Origin of the sequence: Streptomyces sp. NPDC086549 (genome assembly GCF_044746205.1) — a bacterium.
Taxonomy (GTDB): Bacteria; Actinomycetota; Actinomycetes; order Streptomycetales; family Streptomycetaceae; genus Streptomyces.
The window spans coordinates 441,323-464,201 of record NZ_JBIVBS010000003.1; the positions used below are offsets into that span (position 1 = coordinate 441,323).

Annotated in this window: 23 protein-coding genes and 1 pseudogene; 16 read left to right on the forward strand and 8 right to left on the reverse strand. The window is 72.7% G+C overall.

Annotation, left to right across the window (positions count from 1 at the left end; genetic code table 11):
• The first annotated feature begins 18 nt into the window (after positions 1 to 18).
• Positions 19 to 1,638: an ABC-F family ATP-binding cassette domain-containing protein gene (locus ACIPSA_RS12960; RefSeq protein ID WP_402632833.1), complete on the forward strand. Its 1,620-nt coding sequence runs from the start codon at positions 19 to 21 to the stop codon at positions 1,636 to 1,638.
• Positions 1,639 to 1,660: 22 nt separating this feature from the next.
• A complete protein-coding gene (locus ACIPSA_RS12965) occupies positions 1,661 to 1,960 on the forward strand; it encodes a DUF6158 family protein (RefSeq protein WP_402632835.1) in 300 nt (99 codons plus the stop codon).
• Between the two features lie 63 nt (positions 1,961 to 2,023).
• Here the strand turns inward: ACIPSA_RS12965 and ACIPSA_RS12970 are convergent, their stop codons facing one another.
• Both ACIPSA_RS12970 and ACIPSA_RS12975 read right to left on the reverse strand, forming a co-directional pair.
• Positions 2,024 to 2,560 carry a type 1 glutamine amidotransferase domain-containing protein gene (locus ACIPSA_RS12970; RefSeq protein WP_402632838.1) on the reverse strand — a complete coding sequence of 179 codons (537 nt, stop codon included), beginning with the start codon at positions 2,558 to 2,560 and terminating at the stop codon, positions 2,024 to 2,026.
• A gap of 283 nt (positions 2,561 to 2,843) precedes the next feature.
• Positions 2,844 to 3,224 carry a DUF2795 domain-containing protein gene (locus ACIPSA_RS12975; protein ID WP_402632841.1) on the reverse strand — a complete coding sequence of 127 codons (381 nt, stop codon included), beginning with the start codon at positions 3,222 to 3,224 and terminating at the stop codon, positions 2,844 to 2,846.
• 242 nt (positions 3,225 to 3,466) lie between these two features.
• On the opposite strand from ACIPSA_RS12975, the gene ACIPSA_RS12980 reads away from it, so the two are divergent.
• From ACIPSA_RS12980 to ACIPSA_RS12995, 4 genes are all read left to right on the forward strand, one after another.
• Entirely contained in the window at positions 3,467 to 4,267 is an 801-nt protein-coding gene (locus ACIPSA_RS12980) for an RNA polymerase sigma factor SigF (protein ID WP_402632843.1), read from the forward strand.
• Positions 4,268 to 4,422: 155 nt separating this feature from the next.
• A complete protein-coding gene (locus tag ACIPSA_RS12985; RefSeq protein WP_402632846.1) occupies positions 4,423 to 5,595 on the forward strand; it encodes a hypothetical protein in 1,173 nt (390 codons plus the stop codon).
• A 46-nt stretch (positions 5,596 to 5,641) separates the two neighbouring features.
• The gene (locus tag ACIPSA_RS12990; RefSeq protein ID WP_402632849.1) at positions 5,642 to 6,889 is read left to right on the forward strand and encodes an aminotransferase class I/II-fold pyridoxal phosphate-dependent enzyme; all 1,248 of its coding nucleotides are present in this window, start codon (positions 5,642 to 5,644) and stop codon (positions 6,887 to 6,889) included.
• The gene (locus ACIPSA_RS12995) at positions 6,886 to 7,992 is read left to right on the forward strand and encodes an MBL fold metallo-hydrolase (RefSeq protein ID WP_402632852.1); all 1,107 of its coding nucleotides are present in this window, start codon (positions 6,886 to 6,888) and stop codon (positions 7,990 to 7,992) included. Before ACIPSA_RS12990 ends, ACIPSA_RS12995 begins: the two co-directional genes overlap by 4 nt.
• Positions 7,993 to 8,208: 216 nt before the next feature.
• On the opposite strand, the gene ACIPSA_RS13000 is transcribed toward ACIPSA_RS12995, so the two are convergent.
• Both ACIPSA_RS13000 and ACIPSA_RS13005 read right to left on the reverse strand, forming a co-directional pair.
• Complete coding sequence (locus ACIPSA_RS13000; protein ID WP_402632854.1) at positions 8,209 to 8,835, reverse strand: DedA family protein; 627 nt, start codon at positions 8,833 to 8,835, stop codon at positions 8,209 to 8,211.
• Positions 8,832 to 9,605 (reverse strand): MBL fold metallo-hydrolase, encoded by a 774-nt coding sequence (locus ACIPSA_RS13005; RefSeq protein WP_402632857.1) that lies wholly within the window; start codon positions 9,603 to 9,605, stop codon positions 8,832 to 8,834. Before ACIPSA_RS13005 ends, ACIPSA_RS13000 begins: the two co-directional genes overlap by 4 nt.
• An 84-nt stretch (positions 9,606 to 9,689) precedes the next feature.
• Between ACIPSA_RS13005 and ACIPSA_RS13010 the strand changes: the two genes are divergently transcribed.
• From ACIPSA_RS13010 to dnaK, 6 genes are all read left to right on the forward strand, one after another.
• Positions 9,690 to 10,091, forward strand: coding sequence for a hypothetical protein (locus ACIPSA_RS13010; RefSeq protein WP_402632859.1), 402 nt, complete (start codon positions 9,690 to 9,692; stop codon positions 10,089 to 10,091).
• Positions 10,092 to 10,186: 95 nt separating this feature from the next.
• On the forward strand, positions 10,187 to 12,268 hold the full coding sequence (locus ACIPSA_RS13015) for a phage holin family protein (RefSeq protein WP_402632862.1): 2,082 nt from the start codon (positions 10,187 to 10,189) through the stop codon (positions 12,266 to 12,268).
• A gap of 101 nt (positions 12,269 to 12,369) precedes the next feature.
• On the forward strand, positions 12,370 to 13,431 hold the full coding sequence (locus ACIPSA_RS13020) for an ATP-binding protein (protein ID WP_402632865.1): 1,062 nt from the start codon (positions 12,370 to 12,372) through the stop codon (positions 13,429 to 13,431).
• A 62-nt stretch (positions 13,432 to 13,493) separates the two neighbouring features.
• Positions 13,494 to 15,224 carry a hypothetical protein gene (locus ACIPSA_RS13025; protein WP_402633762.1) on the forward strand — a complete coding sequence of 577 codons (1,731 nt, stop codon included), beginning with the start codon at positions 13,494 to 13,496 and terminating at the stop codon, positions 15,222 to 15,224.
• A gap of 65 nt (positions 15,225 to 15,289) precedes the next feature.
• Complete coding sequence (locus ACIPSA_RS13030; protein ID WP_402632867.1) at positions 15,290 to 15,715, forward strand: OsmC family protein; 426 nt, start codon at positions 15,290 to 15,292, stop codon at positions 15,713 to 15,715.
• Between the two features lie 132 nt (positions 15,716 to 15,847).
• Positions 15,848 to 17,701 (forward strand): molecular chaperone DnaK, encoded by a 1,854-nt coding sequence (dnaK, locus tag ACIPSA_RS13035; protein ID WP_402632870.1) that lies wholly within the window; start codon positions 15,848 to 15,850, stop codon positions 17,699 to 17,701.
• 30 nt (positions 17,702 to 17,731) lie between these two features.
• Here the strand turns inward: dnaK and narJ are convergent, their stop codons facing one another.
• The 4 genes from narJ to ACIPSA_RS13055 all read right to left on the reverse strand — a co-directional run bounded on the left by narJ (position 17,732) and on the right by ACIPSA_RS13055 (position 20,991).
• Positions 17,732 to 18,208, reverse strand: a complete 477-nt coding sequence (gene narJ / locus ACIPSA_RS13040; protein ID WP_402632873.1) for a nitrate reductase molybdenum cofactor assembly chaperone — start codon at positions 18,206 to 18,208, stop codon at positions 17,732 to 17,734.
• Positions 18,209 to 18,370: 162 nt separating this feature from the next.
• The gene (locus ACIPSA_RS13045; protein WP_402632876.1) at positions 18,371 to 19,180 is read right to left on the reverse strand and encodes an SAM-dependent methyltransferase; all 810 of its coding nucleotides are present in this window, start codon (positions 19,178 to 19,180) and stop codon (positions 18,371 to 18,373) included.
• Between the two features lie 18 nt (positions 19,181 to 19,198).
• The gene (locus tag ACIPSA_RS13050; RefSeq protein ID WP_402632878.1) at positions 19,199 to 20,062 is read right to left on the reverse strand and encodes a helix-turn-helix domain-containing protein; all 864 of its coding nucleotides are present in this window, start codon (positions 20,060 to 20,062) and stop codon (positions 19,199 to 19,201) included.
• Positions 20,063 to 20,160: 98 nt separating this feature from the next.
• On the reverse strand, positions 20,161 to 20,991 hold the full coding sequence (locus tag ACIPSA_RS13055) for a helix-turn-helix domain-containing protein (protein ID WP_402632880.1): 831 nt from the start codon (positions 20,989 to 20,991) through the stop codon (positions 20,161 to 20,163).
• Positions 20,992 to 21,074: 83 nt separating this feature from the next.
• Here ACIPSA_RS13055 and ACIPSA_RS13060 point away from each other — a divergent pair.
• The 4 genes and pseudogenes from ACIPSA_RS13060 to ACIPSA_RS13075 form a co-directional block, all read left to right on the forward strand.
• A pseudogene (locus ACIPSA_RS13060) lies at positions 21,075 to 21,248 on the forward strand (ADP-ribosylglycohydrolase family protein); the annotation flags it as partial.
• A gap of 203 nt (positions 21,249 to 21,451) precedes the next feature.
• Complete coding sequence (locus ACIPSA_RS13065; protein WP_402633765.1) at positions 21,452 to 21,550, forward strand: ADP-ribosylglycohydrolase family protein; 99 nt, start codon at positions 21,452 to 21,454, stop codon at positions 21,548 to 21,550.
• A 163-nt stretch (positions 21,551 to 21,713) separates the two neighbouring features.
• The gene (locus ACIPSA_RS13070; RefSeq protein WP_402632883.1) at positions 21,714 to 22,019 is read left to right on the forward strand and encodes a 4a-hydroxytetrahydrobiopterin dehydratase; all 306 of its coding nucleotides are present in this window, start codon (positions 21,714 to 21,716) and stop codon (positions 22,017 to 22,019) included.
• 5 nt (positions 22,020 to 22,024) lie between these two features.
• On the forward strand, positions 22,025 to 22,774 hold the full coding sequence (locus ACIPSA_RS13075; protein WP_402632886.1) for a class I SAM-dependent methyltransferase: 750 nt from the start codon (positions 22,025 to 22,027) through the stop codon (positions 22,772 to 22,774).
• Positions 22,775 to 22,879 lie beyond the last annotated feature (105 nt).

Below are 22,879 nucleotides of genomic sequence, written 5' to 3' on the forward strand. Positions count from 1 at the left end.
CCCGCAGAATGCGTCCCCATGGGACATCTGGAAGCCGCGCACCTCGAGTACTACCTCCCCGACGGGAGGGCCCTGCTCGGCGACGTGTCCTTCCGGGTGGGCGAAGGCGCCGCCGTCGCCCTGGTCGGCCCCAACGGCGCGGGCAAGACCACCCTGCTCCGGCTGGTCTCCGGCGAACTGAAACCGCACGGCGGTACGGTCACCGTGAGTGGCGGCCTGGGCGTGATGCGCCAGTTCGTGGGGTCCGTACGGGACGAGACGACCGTACGTGATCTGCTCGTGTCCGTCGCACCGCCCCGCATCCGTGAGGCCGCGCGGGCCGTCGACCAGGCCGAGCACGCCATCATGACCGTCGACGACGAGGCCGCCCAGATGCGGTACGCCCAGGCACTCGCCGACTGGGCCGAGGCGCGCGGTTACGAGGCCGAGACCCTGTGGGACATGTGCACCACGGCCGCGCTCGGCGTGCCCTACGAACGCGCGCAGTGGCGGCAGGTGCGCACCCTCTCCGGCGGTGAGCAGAAGCGGCTGGTCCTGGAGGCGCTGTTCCGCGGCACGGACGAGGTGCTGCTGCTCGACGAGCCGGACAACTACCTGGACGTGCCCGGCAAGCGGTGGCTGGAGGAGCGGCTGAAGGAGACCCGCAAGACGGTCCTCTTCGTCTCCCACGACCGCGAACTCCTCGCCCGCGCCGCCGAGAAGATCGTCTCCGTCGAACCCGGTCCCGCGGGCGCCGACGCCTGGGTGCACGGCGGCGGCTTCGCCACGTACCACGAGGCCCGGCGCGAACGCTTCGCCCGCTTCGAGGAGTTGCGCCGGCGCTGGGACGAGAAGCACGCCCAGCTGAAGAAACTCGTGCTGAACCTCCGGCAGGCCGCGTCCATCAGCCACGAACTGGCCTCCCGCTACCAGGCCGCCCAGACCCGTTTGCGCAAGTTCGAGGAGGCCGGCCCGCCGCCCGAGCCGCCGCGCGAGCAGGACATCACCATGCGCCTGAAGGGCGGCCGCACCGGCGTACGGGCCGTCACCTGCAAGGGACTTGAACTCACCGGCCTGATGAAACCCTTCGACCTGGAGGTCTTCTACGGCGAGCGGGTCGCCGTCCTCGGCTCCAACGGATCCGGCAAGTCGCACTTCCTGCGCCTGCTCGCGGGCGACGACGTGGCGCACACGGGGGAGTGGAAGCTCGGCGCCCGGGTCGTCCCCGGCCACTTCGCCCAGACGCACGCCCACCCCGAACTGGAGGGCCGCGCCCTCCTGGACATCCTCTGGAAGGAGCACTCCCAGGACCGGGGCGCGGCCATGTCCCGGCTGCGCCGCTACGAGCTCACCAACCAGGCCGAGCAGCCCTTCGACCGCCTTTCCGGCGGCCAGCAGGCCCGCTTCCAGATCCTGCTCCTCGAGCTCCAGGGCGTCACCGCCCTGCTTCTTGACGAGCCGACCGACAACCTCGACCTGGAGTCCGCCGAGGCCCTCCAGGAAGGCCTGGAGGCGTTCGACGGCACGGTCCTCGCGGTCACCCACGACCGCTGGTTCGCGCGCTCGTTCGACCGCTTCCTGGTCTTCGGCAGCGACGGCCGGGTCCGGGAGACGCCGGAGCCGGTGTGGGACGAGCGCCGGGTCGAGCGGGTCCGGTAGCCACGGAGGCCCGGGGGCCGGAATGTTCGTACAGTGGAGGCAGCAGAGCGACCACGACGAGCGGGGCACCATCATGACCGGAGTCGACCCGGACCGTCTGGACGACCAGCAGCTCATGAAGGAGCTGGAGACGATCCACCGCACGCGCCACGACACGCTGCTGTACGGCTCGAACGGCGCATTGCGCGCCCACAACGAGCGCATGGCACAGCTGGAGGGCGAGTTCCTGCGCCGCAATCCCCGCCGCCAGATCGCCGGGGGCCGCACGCGGGAGGGCGCCCGCGAGCGCGGCTGCGGTGGGGCGGCGGTTCCCGGCGCCTGAGGTGCCCCTCGCGTGCCTCTCGCGTGCCCCTTGCGTGCCCCTTGCGTGTCCTCGCGCCGCGGCTCAGGCCGCGGCGATCACGTCGAGGAGCGCTTCGCAGAATGCCTTCAGATCATCCGGCTTGCGGCTGGTGACCAGCTTGTTGGGGCCGTCCTCGCAGATCCTCACCTGCTCGTCCACCCAGGTGCCGCCCGCGTTGCGGACGTCGGTCCGCACGCTCGGCCAGGAGGTCAGCGTCCGCCCCCGTACGACGTCGGCCTCGATCAGAGTCCAGGGGGCGTGGCAGATCGCGGCCACCGGACGGCCCAGGTCGAAGAACTCCCGCACGAACGCGACGGCCTTCCCGTCCATCCGCAGGAAGTCCGGGTTGGCCACACCGCCCGGCAGGACGAGCGCGCCGAACTCGCCCGCGGAGGTCTCGGCCACGACCTCGTCCACGGGGAACCTGTCAGCCTTGTCGAGGTGGTCGAAGGCCTGGATCTCACCGCGCCGCGTCGACACCAGCACCGGCTCGTGGCCCGCGTCCGAGGCCGCCTTCCAGGGCTCGGTCAGCTCCACCTGTTCGACGCCCGCGGGCGCCGCGAGAAACGCGATACGCATGACGCTCGACATCCTTTCCGGGCCGCCCCCTCCGGGCCGCCCCCTCCGGGCCGGCTCTCTCCGGGCCGGCTCTCTCCGGGCCGGCTCTCTCCGGGCCGGCTCTCTCCGGGCCGGCTCTCTCCGGGCCGGCTCTCTCCGGGCCGGCTCTCCGCTCCGGCTCTCCGCTCCGGCTCTCCGCTCCGGCTCTCCGCTCCGGCTCTTCGATCCGGCTCTCCGCCCCGCCGCTCTGCCCACCGCCTCTCCGCGCCCTTCCGGCTTCCGAGTCCCGGCTGTCCTCACCGGCTCACATCGGCCCCGCCAGCGCCTGGGCCAGCTGCTGCACGTTGGCGTAGTGCGCCGCCCGCGGCAGCCGCCGTACCGCCTGGACCAGCTCGTCGGGCGCCTGCCCGCGGCGCAGGGCGCCGGCCAGCTCGCCAGGTGCCGCGGGGAAGGCGCCGCGCCCCAGGTTCCGGGCCAGCTCCAGCCGCACCGCCGCCAGGGAGGGCCGCTCGCTGTTCCCCCGCGCCACCGGACCGCGGAAGATCGCCGGGTCGTCCTCGGCGGTGGGTTCCGGGTCGTGCCACTCCTCGGTGCGGGTGGGGTGCCCCGACCTGAGAAGCTCCCGGAGCTCGTGCTTCATCTCGTCGTCCCGGTGCACGCTCAACCGGTCACTGCCTCGCTGCATGGCTCCCTCCAGGTGTTCAGGGGGTAAGCACCGCGTACCCGGACACCGGGCGCCGACACAACACGGACACGGCTGTTTGTCCCCGGAGGCGGGGGGCAGGCGCAGTGTCAGTGCTTCGGACAGGAGGCACGTCCGTGGGAGCGGCGGCCCCTGTCACGGGTGCCTCCGTTCCTCCGAACCGAGGCGGAGGCGCTCCCACGATGACCGTCCGATCCAGCAGGTCAGGGGAGTTGCGACGCACCATGCCCAACCGAGCGAGCACGAAGCACCATCCGCACGACGACGCGCCCGACACCGCGCAGTCCTTCCGCGAACTGGCCGCGCTCCCTCCGGGGCGGCGGCGCGACCGGCTCCGCGACGAGATCGTGAAGGCCTGGCTGCCCATGGCCGAACGGATCGCGGGGCGGTTCCGCAACCGCGGCGAGAGCTACGAGGACCTGCGCCAGGTCGCCGCCCTCGGCCTCGTCAAGGCCGTGGACCGGTACGACCCCGAGCGCGGCAAGGCCTTCGAGAGCTTCGCCGTGCCCACGGTCACCGGCGAGATCAAGCGGCACTTCCGCGACCACATGTGGACCCTGCACGTGCCGCGCCGGGTCCAGGACCTGCGCAACCGGGTCCGCTTCGCCTGCCGGGACCTGTCGCAGACCGCCCCGGGGCGGCGGCCCACCGTGGCCCAGATCGCCGAGTACGCGGACATGAGCGAGGCGGACGTCCGGGCAGGCCTGGAGGCGCTGGACAGCTTCACCGCACTGTCCCTGGACGCGGAGCTGCCCGGCAGCGCGGACGGGGACGGGTACTCACTCGCCGAGGCCCTCGGCACCGTCGATCCCGCGCTCGACACGGTCGTGGACCGGGAGGCCGTGAAGCCCCGGCTGGCCGCCCTGCCCGAGCGGGAACGGGTCATCCTCTACATGCGGTTCTTCGGGGACATGACACAGGGCCGGATCGCCGAACAGCTGGGCATCTCGCAGATGCACGTGTCCCGGCTGATCAACCGGTGCTGCGCGCGGCTGCGCGACCAGGTGATGCGGGACGTGGCGTAGGGGTATGCCTGTGGGCGGCCGGCGTCACCCGATAGGCCGTTCACCTTCCCGCGAATGGGGTCCGGCCGCGCGCGGGCTGCGGTCCGGCGGGCTGTGATGGCTGCGGGAGCACGACCGTCGTGCTCCCGCAGCCGTCCGTCTGAGGAGCCCGTCCCATGCGACGCACCGCTCGCGCCCTGGCCGCCGCCGTCCTGGCCGCGGCCGCCCTCGGTATCGCCATACCGGCCGCCTCCGCGGACCCCGTCGCGGAGGTCGGCCCCGGCGCCGTCCGGCCGGGCGGCAGCATCACCGTGTCCGTCACCTGCGGCGCGACCGGAGGGGCCGTACCGGAGACCATCGACGCCTCCTCACCGGCCTTCGAGGGCGGAACCGTGCGGCTGCGCCGGGTCACCGCCGAGGACGGCCGGACCTCCGGATCCGCCTACCGCGGCACCGCGCGGATCACCTCCGGCGGTGACGCCCGGGGCACTACGGCCCCGGCCCAGGGCACTACGGCCCCGGCCCCGGCCCAGGGCACTACGGCCCCGGCCCCGGCCCAGGGCACTACGGCCCCGGCCGGGCCGGACGCCGCGCGGACGGTCGACGGCACCTGTCCCGCCGCGCCCGGCGCGCAGGGGCAGCCCTGGAGCGCCAAGTTCTCGGTGCCGCGCGCCGCCGCGAACGCCGGCTCCGGCACAAGCGCGGGCTCCGGCTCCGGCGTCGGTTCCAGCTCCGGAGTCGGCTCGAGCGCCAGCCCCGCTGCCGGCACTGGCGCCGGCACTGGCGCCAGCACCGGCATCGGTGCCGGCGTCGGCTCCAGCCCCGCCACCAGCACAGGCATGGATGCCGACGCCGTCGTCGGCACAGATGTCGGCCCCGACGCCGTCGGCGATGTCGGCAGCGATGTCGGCAAGGACGTCGGCACAGAGATCGGCACAGAGATCGGCAAGGACGTCGGCAAGGACGTCGGCACCGAGCTCGGTGACAGCCGACAGTGCGCCGACTCGGAGTCCTGTGGCGAGTCCCAGGCCTGCGGGGAGGGGCGCGAGTGCGGTGAGTCGCAGGTTTCCGGTGACGGCCGGGAGTGCGGCGGGTCGCGGGCGTGCGGGGAGAGCCAGGGGCGGGAATGCGACGAGTCCCGGGGCGCATCCTGTGATGACGACGAGGGCCGTACGTGTCCCGAACCCCGGACCGGCTCCACCTGCAGCCCGGCCGCCGCCGTCCAGCACGGCGTGGATGCTGGAGAGGGCGGTGCCTTCAACGGCTCCGTCCCCGCGCTGGTCGCCGGCGGCCTGCTGATCGCCGGCGCGCTCGGGGCCGCCGCCCACCGGGTGGTACGGCAGCGGTAGGCGTACGGGGACGGCACACGGCACCACGGACTGCGCGGAGGCGGACATGCGGCGGACGGACCCCGAAGACCACGGTCCCGTCCGCTACGGGCCGCACCTCCCCGACGACGGACTGCCCGTTCTGCCCGAACTCTCCGCCGTGCTCGCCGCGGCCGCGGGCCGCCCGGGGGAGGAGCCGGTCGGCGGCGGCCCCGCCCTGATCGAGGCGGCCCGCGGCTACTGGGCACGGCGCGCCCTGCCCGCCGACCCGGACCGCGTGGCGGCCGGCCCCGGAGCACCGTCCCTGCTGCTCGCCCTGACCGCCGCGCTCGGCGGCGACGTCCTGGTGCCCAGACCCTGCGCCGCCTGGTGGGCACCGTACGCACGGCTGCTGGGCCGGCCCGCCTTCCACGTGGCCACACCGGCCGAGTGCGGCGGTGTACCGGACCCGTACGCCCTTCTGGAGACCGTACGCCGGGTCCGCGCCGAGGGCGGTGACCCGCGGCTGCTCGTGCTCTCCGTCGCCGACGACCCGACCGCCACCGTGGCGCCGCCGGAGCTGCTGCACGAGACCGTCGAGGCCGCCGAGGGCGAGGGACTGCACCTGGTCAGCGACGAGACCTGGCGCGACACCCTGCACGACCCGCACGACACGGTGCTGCTCAGCCCGGCGGAGATGCTGCCCGACCGGGTCACCGTCGTCACCGACCTGGCGGGCGCGCTGCTGCCACCCGGCTGGCCCGCGGCCGTCGCCCGTTTCCCCGCGGCGCACACCGGGGAGGCGCTCCACGCGCGCGTGCTCGACGTGCTCACCGCCCTGGGGGCGCGCGTCGCCGCACCGGTGGCGGCCGCCGCCGCGTACGCGCTCGGCGAACCCGAGCCGGTCACCGGGCGCCGTGACACCGCCGTACGCCTGCACGCGCGCGTGGCCGCCGCCGTGCACGCCGCCGCCGTCTCCGCCGGGGCCCTGTCCCGACCGCCGCAGGCCGGCCGTCACCTGTACGTCGACCTCGGCGAGCTGCGCTCCGCGCTCGGCGCGCACGGGGTCGGCGACGCACAGGAGTTGGAGGACTTCCTCACCGCCCGGCTCGGCATGCCCGCGCCCGGCGGCCACCGCTTCGGCGACGACCTGGGGGCGTTGCGCGTACGGCTGTCCACCGGGCCGCTGCTGGCCGGCACCGACGAGGAACGCACGGAATGCCTCACGTCACCCGCACCGTTGGAACTGCCACACGTGCAACGCGCGTTGATCTCCTTGAGGTCGGTCTTCGACGATCTCCGCGACGACGCTCAGCGATGGGAGCCTCCTCGATGACGCAGCAGACGCAGCTGTCCGGGTCGGTCACCACGACCACGACGACGACCAGGGAAGCCCACACCCCGCCGGCCCCCGCGATCCATGCGACCCCCGCGGTTCCGTCCGCCCCCACCCCCTTCGCGCCTCCGTTCCCGCCGCTCGCCGAACCCCGTCCCCTGGGCGAACTCCGGTTCTGGCCGCGGACCTTCCACGACCGGCTCACCGCCCCCCTGCCCGGCCTCAAGGCCATCGCCCGATTCGCCCGCGAGGGCTCCGTACGGCCCGGACCCGAGGGCCTCGCCGACATCCCGCGGCTCCCCTTCGAACCCGGCCCGATGCCCCGCACCGACACCCGCACCGTCGCCGCCACCTGGGCGGGGCACGCCAGTTGGGTCCTGCGCATCGGCGGGCTCACCGTCCTCACCGACCCGGTCTGGTCCCGCCGGATCCTCGGCACCCCGGCCCGGGTCACCCCGGTCGGCGTCGCCTGGAGCGCGCTGCCGCGCGTCGACGCCGTCGTCATCAGCCACAACCACTACGACCACCTGGACGCCCCGACCCTGCGCCGACTGCCGCGCGACACCCCGGTGTTCGTCCCGGCAGGCCTCGGCCCCTGGTTCCGCCGCCGCCGGTTCACCACCGTCACCGAACTGGACTGGTGGGAGGCGGCCGAACTGTCCGGCGTCCGCTTCGACTTCGTGCCCGCCCACCACTGGTCCAAGCGCACCCTCACCGACACCTGCCACAGCCTGTGGGGCGGCTGGGTGCTCACCGACCGGGACGGCCGGCGCGTCTACTTCGCCGGCGACACGGGCTACGGCCACTGGTTCTCCCGCATCGGCCGCCGCTACCCGGGCATCGACCTCGCCCTGCTCCCCATCGGGGCCTACGACCCGCGCTGGTGGCTCAGCGACGTGCACTGCGACCCGGAGGAGGCCGTCCGCGCCGCCCGCGACCTCGGCGCCCGCCGTATGGCCCCCATGCACTGGGGCACGTTCGTCCTGTCAGCCGAGCCGCTGCTGGAGCCGCTCACCCGGGTGCGGGCCGCCTGGGAGAAGGCGGGACTGGGCCGGGAGGAACTGTGGGACCTGCCGATCGGGGGTTCACGCGTGCTGCCGTAGCCCTGTAGCCCTGTAGCCCTGTAGCCCTGTAGCCCTGTAGCCCTGTAGCCCTGTAGCCCTGTAGCCCTGTAGCCCTGTAGCCCTGTAGCCCCCAGCCCCCAGCCCCCAGCCCCGTGCCCCCTAGCCCCGAAGGCCCTCTGCTCTTGCGCTGCCGGGCCCGCGGACCCTGCGCCTCGCGCCTCGCGCCTTGTGCCCCGCGCCTCGCGTCCCGCGCCCCTAGGCCCGTGCCGTCTTCCTGATCCGTCGCCACAGAGCCGGCGTCGCGCTGATCGAGACGGTCAGCGCGACCGCCGCCACCACGCCCTCCCACGGCTCGGCGAACAGCGAGCCACCGAGAATCCCGATCAACTGGTACGACACCGCCCAGGCCAGGCAGGCCGGCAGGTTGCCGCGGGCGAAGCGGCGAAGCGGCCAGTCGGCCATCAGGCAGGCCAGCATCACCGGGATGCGGCCCGCCGGGACCAGCCGGGACAGCACGAGGACCGTCACCCCGTGCTCGGCGAGCTTCCCCTGTGCCTGCGTCAGCCGGTCCTCGGGCGCCCGCGCCCGGATCGCCGCCAGCCATCGCGACCCGTTCTTCGAGCCCATCCCGCGCCGGCCCAGCAAGTACAACGCCGCGTCCCCCAGGAACGCGGCCAGTGACGCCGTCACGAACACAAGTACCAGCGAGAACGGCGCGGTCTGATGGAACGCCACCACCGCCGCCGAACTCACCAGCGCCCCCGTCGGCACCACCGGCACCAGCGCGCCGATCAGCACCAGCAGGAACAGCGACGGGTAGCCGATCGCCTGCTGGGTGGACTCCGGCGGCACGGCCTTCGAGGCGGCGGCCAGCCAGTTCACCGGGCGACCTCCGGGCGCACGCGCTCCCCGTGCCCGAGCTTGTGCACCGTCACCCGGGGCGCGTACTGCGCGGCCAGGCGCACGAATTCATCGCCCGGCGCATGGAACTCATGGGGGCGCACGGCGTCCATGCCGATCGGCCAGTACGTGCCGTAGTGCACCGGCACCGCGCTGCGCGGCGCGAGGCGGGCGAGCGCCTCGGCGGCCCGGCCCGCGTCCAGGTGCCCTGGACCGAGGTACGGCCCCCAGCCGCCCACCGGCAGCAGCGCCACGTCCACCGGCCCGACCTCCTCGGCCATGGAGTCGAACAGGCCGGTGTCACCGGCGAAATAGGTCCGAGCCTCACCCTCCACGACGTACCCCAGGGCGGGGGAGCGGTGCGGGCCGACGGGCAGCCGCCGACCGTCGTGCCGCGCGGGCACCGCCCGTACGACCAGGTCACCGACCATGGTCTCGTCCCCGGGGGCCATCTCGGCGACGCGCAGGTGGGTGAGCCGGCGCAGTCCGGGTACCGCCCGTGGTGCGCCCCGGGGCACGAGCAGGCGTGTGCCCGGGGCGAGCCGCGCCAGCGAGGGGAGGTGCAGATGGTCGGCGTGCAGATGCGAGACGAGCGCCACGTCCGCGCGGAGGGCGTCGGCGGAGGGCGGCGCACCCCGGCGGCGGCGCAGGTGCGCGAGCCTGCGAGCGAACAGAGGATCGGTGAGCACACGTATGTTCGAGTCTTCGATCGTGCAGGTGGCGTGACCCCACCAGGTGATCTCCACCGGCACCCTCTTCGCCCCCTTCGTGCGACTCCCCGAAGCCTACGGGCAGGAGTAGGGTCTGCGGCGAAACCCGGAGGTGAGGGGGACACCATGGGACCGGTTCGGGTCACGGCGATCGCGAGTCTGACGCCGCTCGAGGAGCTGGAGTCGGATCCCTTCCTCGTGGACTCCCGCAGTCAGTACGCGATGTGCGCGCGCTGGGCCGCCGAGCGCGGCTACGTCGTCGCACGGGAGCTGCTGGTGCGCGGGCTGCGGCCCGACCACTGCGTGCTGTGGGACGGGGTCCGCCCCGGCGTGGACCTGTTCGTCGCGCCCAGCCGACGGGTGCTGGAGAGCGCGCTGTCCAACGCCGACGAGTTCACCGCGGAGTGCGCGCGCCGCGGGGTGCGGGTCGAGACGGTCGGCTCCGCGGAACCGCTGTACGACGCCCAGATGAAGGCCCGCGTACACCGGCGCCTGTCCATGCCGACCGCGGGGTACGACGGCCGCTAGGCCCTGACCTGGTCCTTGATGCCCGCCGCTCCCCTTGTGACAAGGTGGACCCAGGCCCGCACCGGCGACGGGCCGGGACGTGAGGTGTACGGGGCGTGCGTGGCGGGGGTTGGCGGCGGATCGCCAGTCAGGTCGGGCGGAGCGTCACGGTGTGGGCGGTCTCCACCGTCACCATGCTCGTGCTGGCCGGGATCCTGCCCGACTTCCAGCTCCAGTCCGCCGACGGCGACAGCGCCACCCGCATAGCCGTCACCGCCGCCCTCGGCGCCGGCGCCTTCGGCATCCTGTCGGCCGTGGTCTGGCCCCTCCTGGTACGGCTCCTGCTGCTCGTGCCCGCCCTCGTCCTGGGCCTGCTGGTCTTCTTCCTCAACGGCTCCCTCCTCCTCGTCGCCCTGCGCATCAACCCCTCCGGCAGCAGCGAGGCCGCCCCCGAGACCGCCGTCATCGTGGCCGCCGTGATGTCCGCCGTCGCCTCCGCCACCGGCGGCGCCCTCGCCGTCCGCGACGACGACGCCTACCGGCGCAGGCTGTCCCGGCTCGCCGACCGCCGCCGCAGATCCCACCCGCCCTGCGCGACCACGCCCGGCACCGTCTTCGTCCAACTGGACGGTGTCGGCCACGACGTGCTCACCCAGGCCGTCGGCAAGGGGCTCATGCCGACCGTCGGCCGCTGGCTCGCCGCCGGCGACGGGCAGCGGCCCACCCACCGGCTCACCCCGTGGCGCACCGACTGGTCCAGCCAGACCGGCGCCAGCCAGCTGGGCATCCTGCACGGCTCCACCTTCGACATCCCCGCGTTCCGCTGGTACGAGAAGGACAACGGCGAGGTGATGGTATGCAATCGCCCGACCAGTGCCGCCGAACTCCAGCGCCGCGCCATACTGCATACAGGCGACGGTGGACTGCTCACCGTCGACGGCGCCAGCCGCGGCAACCTGTTCAGCGGCGGCGCCGACGAACAGGCCCTCGTCCTGTCCATCGCCACCCGCCGACGCGGCCGCGAGAACCGCTCCCGGGCCGGCTACTTCGCCTACTTCTCCGACCCCGCCAACGCCGTCCGTACAGCCCTCTCCTTCGCCGCCGAGGTCTGCCGCGAGATCGGCCAGTCCACCCGGGCCCGGACGCGAGGACAGCGCCCGCGCGTCCGGCGCGGCGGCCTCTACCCCTTCGTGCGCGCCTTCGCGACCGTCGTCGAACGGGACGTCGTGCTCGCCGCGGTGATGGGCGACCTGCTCGTGGGCCGCACCGCCGTCTACGCCGACCTCGTCGCCTACGACGAGGTCGCCCACCACTCCGGACCGCGCAGCCGCGACGCCGAAAAGGTGCTGCAACGCCTGGACCGGTGCCTCGCACTGATCGAGAAGGTCGCCGAACACTCCCCACGCCCCTACCGGATCGTCGTCCTGTCCGACCACGGCCAAAGCCCCGGCGAGACCTTCCGCGCCCGCTACGGCCTCACCCTCGGCGACCTCGTCCGCGCCGGCTGCGGCCTGCCCGTACCCCGCAAGGCCGAGCGAACGCACAGTGGCGCCGAAGCCCGCACCGCCGTACGCGCCGCCCTGCGCCGCCCCGTCGAGGAGCGCTCCGAACGGCACCGCCCCGCCGGCCGCCACTCGGAACCGATGGTGCTCGCCTCCGGCAACCTCGGCCTGGTCTCCTTCGCGGACGTCCATCACCGCATGACCAAGGAGGAGATCGACGCCCGCCACCCCGCCCTCCTCCCCACCCTCGCCAACCACCCCGGCATCGCTTTCCTGCTGGTGCGCAGCGAGGAACACGGCGGCCTGGTCCTCGGCCCGTACGGCACGGAGATCCCCCTGGACCGGCTCGACGCCCACCCCGGCCCGCTGGCGGGCTTCGGCCCCGGCGCCGCCGACGCCGTGCGCCGCACCCACTCCTTCCCGCACACTGCCGACATCATGGTCAACTCCTGGTACGACCCCGACGACGGCGAGGTCCTCGCCTTCGAGGAGCAGATCGGCTCCCACGGCGGACTCGGCGGCGCCCAGGCCCGCCCGTTCCTGCTGTCGCCCCTCGCCCTGTCCACGCCCGTCGACGACGGACAGGAACTGGCCGGCGCCGAGCACCTGCACCGCGTCCTGCGCCGCTGGCTGCGCGAGGCGAACGGGCCCCAGGTGCCGCTCACGGCGGACGAGGCCGACCGGCGGGCCGCCTGAAATTCGGCTGCGCCGCCGCAGCCGCAGGCACACACTGTTCGAGTCGCAGCACCGGCCGGATCACCGGCAACCCACTCGAACACCCCCTAGGAGTACCTGCTTTGCAGGCTGCCGTCACCGTCACTCCCTCCCGCATCCCCGAACTCCTCCTCGGCCTGGCCACCGTCCGGCCCGTCTTCCTCTGGGGCGCCCCCGGCATCGGAAAGTCCTCCCTGGTCAGGGAGTTCGCCGAATCCCTGGGCCTGGAGTGCGTCAGTCTGCTCGGCACCCAGCTCGCCCCCGAGGACCTGATCGGGGTCCCGCAGATCCGCGACGGGCGCTCGGTGTTCTGCCCGCCGGAGGCGATCGCCCGTGACGAGCCGTACTGCCTGTTCCTGGACGAGCTGAACGCGGCCGGCCCGGACGTGCAGAAGGCGTTCTACTCCCTCATCCTCGACCGCCGCATCGGCACCTACGAGCTGCCGAAGGGCTCGATCGTCATCGGCGCCGGAAACCGCGCCACCGACAACGCCCTCGCCCGCCCCATCGCCTCCGCGCTCGTCAACCGCCTCACCCACGTCCACCTGGAGGCCTCCGCCAAGGACTGGCTCGCCTGGGCCGCCGGCAACGGCATCCACCCCTGGATCCTGGACCACCTCACCGACCGCCCCGACCACCTGTGGTCCAAGCCGCCGAAGACCGAGGAGCCGTTCTCCACGCCCCGCTCCTGGCACATGCTCTCCGACGCGCTGCACTCCTTCGGCCGCGACCTCGACGAGGACACCCTGAAAGTCCTCGCCCACGGCACCCTCACGCCCATCCACGCGACCGCCTTCTGCGGATACGTCAAGATCGTGCGCAGCCAGTTCGGCATCGAGGCCGTCATCAAGGGCGACGCCCGCTGGCCGAACCGGCCGGAGGACCGCGACCTGCTGTACTACCTCGCCGAGTCCTTCCGCGGCCGTCTCGTCAAGGAACTGCCCGTCAGCAAGGAGCACATGTCGGCGAACGGCCGGCAGACCGCGTACCGCGCCAAGTCGCTGCTGGTACAGCTCGCCGAGATCTCCGTCGAGGTCGCGCAGACCGTGATCGCCCCGGACGCCGACGGCAATCCCGTACTGCCGTCCTGGTTCCTGATCGAGGCGGCCCGGGACATGCCCCGGCTGGTGGAGGCGCGCCGGTGACCCGTACCCGGGGCGAGGGGCAGAAGAAGCGGGACCCCGCGGCCGAGGCGTTCGCCGAGGGGATGCGGCTGGTCAAGGCCAACCCGGCGCTGGCGGCGGTCGACTTCGGGGTCTGCCGGCAGGAGGAGTGCAGGTTCGCGCCCCGCGACGGGCTCGTGGCCGTCGACTCGGACGCCGACCTGCACGTCCACCCGCATCGCCTCGCCGACCCGGCCGCCTGGGCCTGGGCGCTCGCGCACGCCGTCCTGCATCTGGGCTTCGGGCACGTCCCCGCCGCGAAGGGCGAGCGCACCCAGCCGGACCGGTTCGACCTCGCCGCGCGCTGCGTCGTCGTCAACCGCTTCCTGCTGAACTTCCCCATCGGCACCACCCCCGAGGAGCTCCCCGCCTCCTACCCCGACGGCGACGAGGAGCAGCTCGCCGCGCGCTGGCGGCGGGACGGAATTCCGGCGGCGTACGAGCACTGCGGCACGGCGGGCGACGAGCCCGACCAACTGCTCCTGCGGTGGGTGGGCTGGGCTCAGCCCCCGGACCACCAGCTGGCCTTCGCCACCGCCCTGACCCGGACGGTGTCGGCGGCGATGGACATGGCGGGCGGCCGCCGCGACTCCCTCGACGGCGAGCCGGCGCGGCAGCGCCCCTGGCAGCAGGCCCTGAGCTGGTTCATCGCCTCCTACCCGCTGCTCGGCGGCATCGCGGCCGGGATCAAGCTCGTCGCCGACGCCGAACTCGCCCGCGCCCACGGCATCTCCGTCGCCGCGGTGAACCCGGAAGCCGGCGAGATCTACATCAATCCCCTGTGCCGGTTCGACGACGAGGAGTGGCGGTTCATCCTCGGGCACGAGATGCTGCACGCCGCCCTGCGCCACGGCGACCGCTGCGGCACCCGGGACCCCTACCTCTTCAACATCGCCTGCGACTACGTCATCAACGGCTGGCTCTGCGAGATGCAGATCGGCACCATGCCGGAGGGCCTGCTGTACGACCCGGCGCTCGCCGGCCTCTCCTCCGAGGAGGTCTACGACCGCATCGCCGGCGACCTGCGCCGGATGCGCCGCCTGGCCACCCTGCGCGGCAAGGGCCTCGGCGACGTGCTCGGCGCCCCGCTCGGCCCGCCCGGCGACTACGTCGACCTCGACGGGTTCTACCGCCGCGGCCTGAGCCAGGGCCTGGACCTGCACCAGCAGCAGGACCGCGGTTTCCTGCCCGGCGGCCTGGTCGAGGAGATCCGCGCGCTCAGCCACCCGCCGCTGCCCTGGGACGCCCGACTCGCCCGCTGGTTCGACGAGTTCGTGCCCCGTCCGGAGCCGGTCCGGTCGTACGCCCGCCCCTCGCGCCGCCAGTCGTCCACCCCCGACATCCCGCGCGCGGGCCGCTATTTTCCGCCCGAGGAGGTCGCCCGCTGCACCTTCGGCGTGGTCCTCGACACCTCCGGCTCCATGGACCGCACCCTGCTCGGCAAGGCGCTGGGCGCGATCGCCTCCTACGCCGAGGCCCGCGACGTGCCGGCCGCCCGGGTGGTCTTCTGCGACGCCGCCGCGCACGACGCCGGCTACCTGCCGGTCACGGAGATCGCCGGCCGGGTACGGGTGCACGGCCGCGGCGGTACGGTCCTGCAGCCCGGGATCGACCTGCTGCACCGGGCGGACGACTTCCCGCCGGGCGCTCCGGTGCTGGTCATCACCGACGGCTGGTGCGACGTGCTGCGGGTGCGCCGCGAGCACGCCTACCTGATCCCGCAGGGCGGACGGCTGCCGTTCACCCCCCGTGGGCCCGTCTTCAAGGTGCAGTGAGTCCGGATGTGATCGGATGGGACCCGCAGAACCCGGAATGGGACTCCCATACGAAAGGAACAACCGTGGCCACCACGCGCACCGCACACACCGTCTGGGAAGGCAACCTGATCGAGGGCAATGGTGTCGTCACCTTCGACTCCTCCGGCATCGGCCAGCAGCCGGTGTCGTGGCCGTCGCGCGCCGAGAAGGCGAACGGCAAGACCAGCCCCGAGGAGCTGATCGCCGCCGCCCACTCCAGCTGCTTCTCCATGGCGCTCTCGCACGGCCTGACCGGCGCCGGCACCCCGCCCACCAAGCTCGTCACCTCGGCGGACGTCACCTTCCAGCCGGGTGAGGGCATCACCGGCATCCACCTCACCGTCGAGGGCACCGTCCCCGGCCTGGACGAGGACGCGTTCGTCGCCGCCGCCGAGGACGCCAAGAAGAACTGCCCGGTCAGCCAGGCCCTGACCGGCACCACCATCACCCTGTCGGCGAAGCTCGCCTGAACGCCGTACGTCCTTGGATGCCGCGTCCCCACCAGGGCGCGGCATCGCCGTTTCGGGGTACCCGGCATTGACAACGGCCCGCTCAAGTTTTGTGCTGGAGTCGGGGAAGCGCCCGGGTGGAAGGGGACGGAGATGGCACGCGCGGTCGGGATCGATCTCGGGACGACGAACTCGGTGGTGGCCGTCCTGGAGGGCGGCGAGTCCACCGTCGTCGCCAACGCCGAAGGGGCGAGGACCACACCCTCGGTGGTGGCCTTCGCCAAGAACGGCGAGGTACTGGTCGGCGAGGTCGCCAAACGGCAGGCCGTGACGAACGTGGAACGCACCGCACGGTCGATGAAGCGGCACATGGGAGACGCGCACTGGCGCTTCCCGGAGAGCGGCTCCGTCGACGGCACCCGCTACCGCGCCCAGGAGCTGTCGGCGCGGGTGCTGCAGAAGCTGAAGCGGGACGCGGAGGCCTACCTCGGCGAGGACGTCACCGACGCGGTGATCACCGTACCGGCGTACTTCGACGACTCCCAGCGGCAGGCGACCAAGGAGGCCGGGGAGATCGCCGGCCTCAAGGTGCTGAGGATCATCAACGAGCCGACGGCCGCCGCCCTCGCCTACGGCCTGGACCGCGGCGAGGAGCAGACCGTCCTCGTCTTCGACCTCGGCGGCGGCACCTTCGACGTCTCCCTCCTGGACATCGGCGACGGCGTCATCGAGGTGAAGGCCACCAACGGCGACACCCACCTCGGCGGCGACGACTGGGACCAGCGGATCGTCGAGCACCTGGCCAAGCGGTTCAAAGGGCAGTACGGCATCGACCTCGCGGGCGACAAGATGGCGGTGCAGCGACTGCGCGAGGCCGCCGAGAAGGCCAAGATCGAGCTGTCGTCCTCGTCCGAGACCACCATCAACCTCCCCTACATCACCGCCTCCGCCGAGGGCCCGCTGCACCTGGACGAGAAGCTGACCCGCGCCCAGTTCCAGGAGCTCACAAGTGACCTGCTCGACCGCTGCAAGAACCCCTTCCACCAGGCGGTCAAGGACGCCAACGTCAAGCTGTCCGCCATCGACCACGTCATCCTCGTCGGCGGATCGACCCGGATGCCCGCGGTCACCGACCTGGTCAAGGAGCTCACCGGAAAGGACCCGCACAAGGGCGTCAACCCCGACGAGGTGGTGGCGGTCGGCGCCACCCTCCAGGCGGGCGTCATCCGCGGCGACGTCAAGGACGTGCTCCTGCTGGACGTCACCCCGCTGTCCCTGGGCATCGAGACCAAGGGCGGCATCATGACCAAGCTCATCGAACGCAACACCACGATCCCGACCCGCCGTTCGGAGATCTTCACCACCGCCACCGACAACCAGTCCTCGGTCGGCATCCAGGTCTACCAGGGCGAGAGGGAGATCGCCGCCTACAACAAGAAGCTCGGCGTCTTCGACCTCACCGGCCTGCCGCCCGCCCCGCGCGGAGTCCCGCAGATCGAGGTGGCCTTCGACATCGACGCCAACGGGATCATGCACGTCTCGGCGAAGGACCTCGCCACCGGACGCGAGCAGAAGATGACGGTCACCGGCGGCTCCGCCCTGCCCAAGGACGACATCGACCGCATGATGCGGGAGGCCGAACAGTACGCCGAGGACGACCGCAAACGCCGCGAGGCCGCCGAAACCCGCAACCAGGCCGAACAACTCGTCTACCAGACCGAGAAGTTCCTCCAGGAGAACCAGGAACGGGTGCCGCCCGACACCAAGACCGAGGTCGAGGCGGCGGCCGCGGAACTCAAGACCCTGCTGGAACAGAACGCCGAGACCGCCGCCCTGCGCACCGGCGTCGACAAACTCGCCTCCGTGAGCCAGAAGATGGGCCAGGCCATGTACGCCCAGGCCCAGCAGCAGACACCCACCGAGACCACCACACCGCAGGACGAGGAGGGCGTGGTCGACGCGGAGATCGTCGACGACGAACAGGACGCGAAGGGAGGCGCCGCCTAGGGCCACAGGCCCGAGAGGCCCCGGTCGTCCCTATCCGGTCGGCAGTGTTGCGCATACCGCATCCAGCACGGACGCATACGGTGTACCGAATACCGTCAGCCGGGAGCGCAGCCCCTCCAGGGCGTCGCGGTGCTCGGTGAGCAGCTCGGTGCTGCCGGTCCGGGCCGCGCACTCCAGCACCGCCGGCAGGAAGTCCGGCAGCTCCTCGCCGCTGAACTCCAGGCCGTGCTCCCGGTAGACGTCCTCGAACCGGACCAGAGACCCGCCCCGCCGCCCGATGCAGCCGTTGCTCCACCGGCTCAGGTACAGGCCGTGCCGGTGCCCGAGCCCGAAGACCCGCACATAGTGCTCGGCCAGCTCGCACAGCGGGGTCACCGCCGCGTGGTCGGTGAACTCCCGCAGCTGTGGGGCGGCTTCGCGCAGCAGCGGCAGCCGGACGACGAAATCGTCGTCCGGATACGTCAGACAGAGCGCAGCCGCCTGGTACAGCACCGCGTCCGACGGCATCCGGCCTCCTTCGCGTCGTCGGAGGCCGGCCGCCGCTCGCGGTCGGACACGTGCGTTCCCCGGCCGGCGCCCCGACGGACGACGATCGCCCTGGACACCGGCCCGTGGTTCAGAACCTAGGGGCGAGAAGGCGGACGCACCCGTTCGCGGCACCCGTCCGGGTCAGGGCTTGCGCGCCACCCCCGCGTACACGGGCACCACACCCTCCGCCTGAGCCGCCACATCCACCGGCTCCGGCCGCCACCCGTACACCGGGATCACACCGGGGCCCAGCAGCTCCAGACCGTCGAAGAACCGCGAGAACTCCGGCAGTGTACGCGGATGGAACGGCGTCCCGCTCCTGCGGAACAGCTCCGCCGCCTTGGCCACACCCTCCGGACTCAGATCCTGCGTGACCTGGGACAGGATCAGGAAGCTGCCCGGGGCGAGCGCCGCGACGTACCGCTCCACCAGCCCGTACACGTCGTCCTCCGCGTCCCCCAGATAGTGGGTGAGCGCCACCAGCGACAGCGACACCGGCCGGTCGAAGTCGAGGGACTCGCCCGCCAGCCGCAGGATGGTCTCGGGATCGCGGACGTCGGCGTGCACATAGTCCGTGCCGCCCTCGACGGAACTGCTCAGCAGCGCCTCCGCGTGCCGCAGCACGATCGGGTCGTTGTCCGCGTACACCACCTTGGACTCCGCAGCCGCGCCCTGCGCCACCTGATGCAGATTGGGCTCGGTGGGAATGCCGGTGCCGATGTCCAGGAACTGGCGGATCCCCGCCTCGGCGGCCGTACGGACGGCCCGGTGCATGAACCGCCGGTTGGCGCGCGCCCCGCGCACCGCCGTGCCGTCCGCGGCCAGGATCTTCCGGGCCAGCTCCTCGTCCACCGGGTAGTTGTCCTTGCCGCCCAGCCACCAGTCGTACACCCGCGCGGGATGCGGCCTGCTGGTGTCGATGGTGGTGGGCGCGGCTTCGGATCCGGTCATACCGTGTCTGCTCCGTCCTCAGAGGCTCTCGCGGAATTCCCGCAGGATCTTCTCGGTGCGCTGGACCGACGCGGCCCGCGCCGTCATGTGGTCCAGGACCTCCAGATGCGCCGAGACCTCCCCGCGGGAGTCCAGGTACAAGGCGCCGGTCAGGTACTCGCTGAACACCATGTCGGGCAGCTCGGGCTCCGCGAACCGGAACAGCGTGAAGGGTGCATACGTCCCGGGGTGCGGGCCGGACGCGAACTCGGCGAGCTGGAGCGTGACCCGGTCCCGTCCGGCGTACTCCAGCAGTCTGTCCAGCTGGTCACGCATCACCTCGCACCGGTCGCTCACCGGGCGCCGCAGCACCGTCTCGTCCATGATCACCCACAGGTGGGGCGGATTCTCCCGGTCCAGCAGCCGCTGCCGCTCCATGCGCAGCGACACATGTCGCTCGATCGCCTCCGGATCGGTGTGCCCGATCGTCCCGGCCTCCATCACGGCGCGCGCGTACTCCTCGGTCTGCAGCAGACCGGGCACGAAGTGCGGCTCGTAGGAGCGGATGATCCGGGCGGCGCCCTCCAGGCTCACGTACAGGCTGAACCAGTCCGGCAGCACGTCGTGGAACCGCTGCCACCAGCCCGGCTGATTGGCCTCCTCGGCCAGCTCCACGAACGCGGCCGCCTCCTCGGCGGGGACGCCGTACGCCGAAAGAAGCACCTGCACATACGGGATCTTCAGCGCGACCTCGGCCATCTCGATCCGCCGCACCGTCGCCGGCGCCACCCGCAGCACCCGGGCGGCCTCCTCGCGCTTGAGGCCGGCCGCCTCCCGCAGCTCCTGCAGCCGCTTGCCGAGCACCACCTGGCCCACCGTGGGCGCAGCCCGCCGCTCACTCACGCCACGCCCTCCCCCACGCGCCGAAGTATGCGAGCAGTGTGTCACGCGACGCCCTATCGCACACGTGCCCGAGGCAGATGCGGGTGTCACACGGCCCGTCACATCACCAGTGCATGAAGGTACTTGGCCGTCGCCGGGTCCGCGGGCAGGAACGTCTCGATGGCCAGCTCCGCGACCGTCACGTCCATCGGCGTGTTGAACGTCGAGATCGACGAGACGAACGACAGGATCCGGCCCTCGTGCTCGATCCGCATCGGCAGCGCGAAGTACGCCACAGACTCAGCCGGTTCGTCCCCGCCCGCCTCCTGAGGCACCGGATAGGCCGCCACTTCCTCGTACAACTCCCGCAGCGCATCCGAGCGGTGCAGGGCGATCTGCCGCTCCATCTGGGCCAGCAGATGCCCCCGCCACTCACGCAGATTGCGGATGCGCGGCGCCAGACCCTCCGGATGCAGCGTCAGCCGCATCGCGTTCGGCGCCGGCGCCATCAGGGACTCCGGTACGCCGTCCAGCAGCATGGTGATGCCCCGGTTGGCGGCGACGACCGTGTACACGGCATCGACGACCAGCGCCGGATACGGCTCGTAGCCCTGGATCAGCCGCTCCATCCCGTCCCGCAACGCGCCCAACGCCGGGTCGTCCAGCGGCGTTTCGGGATAGCGCGGGGCGTAACCGGCCGCCAGCAGCAGCGCGTTGCGCTCCCGCACCGGCACCTCCAGGTGCTCGGCCAGCCGCAGCACCATCTCCTCGCTCGGCCGCGAACGGCCCGTCTCGACGAAGCTGATGTGCCGGGCGGAGGAGTCGGCACGCAGCGCCAGTTCCAGCTGGCTGACCCTGCGCCGCTCCCGCCAGGCACGCAGCAGGGGGCCGACACCCTTGTCGGCGGGGGCGACGGTGGAGGCGGCGGGGCCGGACGCGACAATGGTCATACCGTCGACCGTAGTCGAGGAACGGTCGCCAGTATGCGAGCAGTGGGTGCGCGAACGGGCCGTGGACCTTGGAGACCGCAGCGGTGTACCGCGCCAGGGTCCGCGGCTGCCTGCTCGGCGGCACGGTCGGCGACGCCCTCGGCCACCCCGCCGAGTTCGCCTCCCTCGACCGGATCCGCGCGGCCCACGGACCGCACGGGATGACCGGACTCCTGCCCGGCGCGCACGGCGCGGTGGGCCTCATCAGCGACGACACGCAGATGACCCTGTTCACCGCCGAGGCCCTCGTCGAGGCCGACCACCGCCGCAAGGAGGACGTCCCCGGCGGCCGGCCCCTGCTGGTGCGGCAGGTCTACGAACGCCGGCTGGAAACCCGGTCGAAGCCGGGCCCCGAGCGGACCGACCCGCCGAAGAGCGGGTCTGCGCACTGGTCCCGAACCGTGTCGACAACTCCCTGCTCCTGGCCGTCGACCACTCCGGCGACAGCGACTCCACCGGCGCCGTCTGCGGCAACCTGCTCGGCGCCCGGTACCGCGACCACGCCCTGCCGCACGCATGACGCCGGCAGGTCGAGGACCGGGCCCGGATCGCGGTGCTCGCCGACGACCTCGGTGCCCGGCGGGTGCGCGGCGCGGCCCTCGCAACCCTTTCCGATCACGGCCCCGACGGCATGACTGTGGCACGCTGAAGAACCATCCCGACCCCCAGGAAGGAGCGAGGTCATGCCCGTCGAACCGCTGTCGCAGAAGGAGATCGAGGACCGGCTGGTGGAACTGCCCGGCTGGTCGGCCGACGGCGACCGCCTCACCCGCTCGTACCGGCTCGACTCGCACTTCGCCGCGACGGCACTGGTCGTGCACATCGCCCAGATCCAGCAGGACCTCGACCACCACTCCGACCTCACCCTCGGCTACAACACGGTGTCCCTGACCGTGAACACGCACAGCGTCGGCGGTGCCGTCACCGAGAAGGACTTCGGGCTCGCCCGCAAAGTGGAGGACATCGCCCCAGGTCACGGGGCACACTGAGGCGCGTGCTGGACTACGACGAAGAAGCCGACGCCTACGACGCGACCCGCGGCGGCGAACCACGGGCCGAGGCGGCCGCCGCCGCCGTCCTCGGCCTGGTCCCCGACGGCGCCCGCCGCCTCCTCGACGTCGCCTGCGGCACCGGGATCGTGACGAGGCGGCTGGCGGCGGCCCGGCCGGGGACGAGGGTCACCGGCGCCGACCTCGCCCACGGCATGGCACGGATGGCCGCCGCCCGCCTGCCCGGCTCGGTCGTCCTGGCCGACAGCCGCCGACTCCCGTTCCCCGACGCGACGTTCGACGCGGTCACCAGCGTCTGGCTGCTGCACCTGATGGACGACCCCGCCGACGTCGGCTCCATCGTCGCCGAGTGCGCCCGCGTGCTGCGGCCGGGCGGGGTGTACGTGACCACGGTCGACAAGGCCGAGGCGCACGACGTGGGCAGCGACATCGACACCGTCCTCGTCCCGCGGCCACGCCGCCCCGCCCCGGACGCGGCCGCCACGGTGGCGGCGCACGCCACGGAACACGGACTCCTCCCCGACGGGCAGGCGTTCTTCCCCGGCCTGGGACAGGGCCGCAGCCCCCGCGGCACCATCGCCAATCTGCGACGCGGCTGGTTCACCCTGCTGGCGCCCGACGACCCGCTGACGCAGCGGCTCGCCGAGGCGCTGGCGGCCCTCCCGGACCAGGACCGGCCCCGCCCCGACCCTCGCTTTCGCGTACGGTCCTTCAGGAAGCCGAAGGCCGACTGAAGGCCACGATCCGGTTCACCGAACTCGACGGGCGACACGGCAACTTCCGTGCGGACGGCGGCGACCGAGAGAGGAACCCGTCCGTCCTCCCCCGGAGGTACGTCA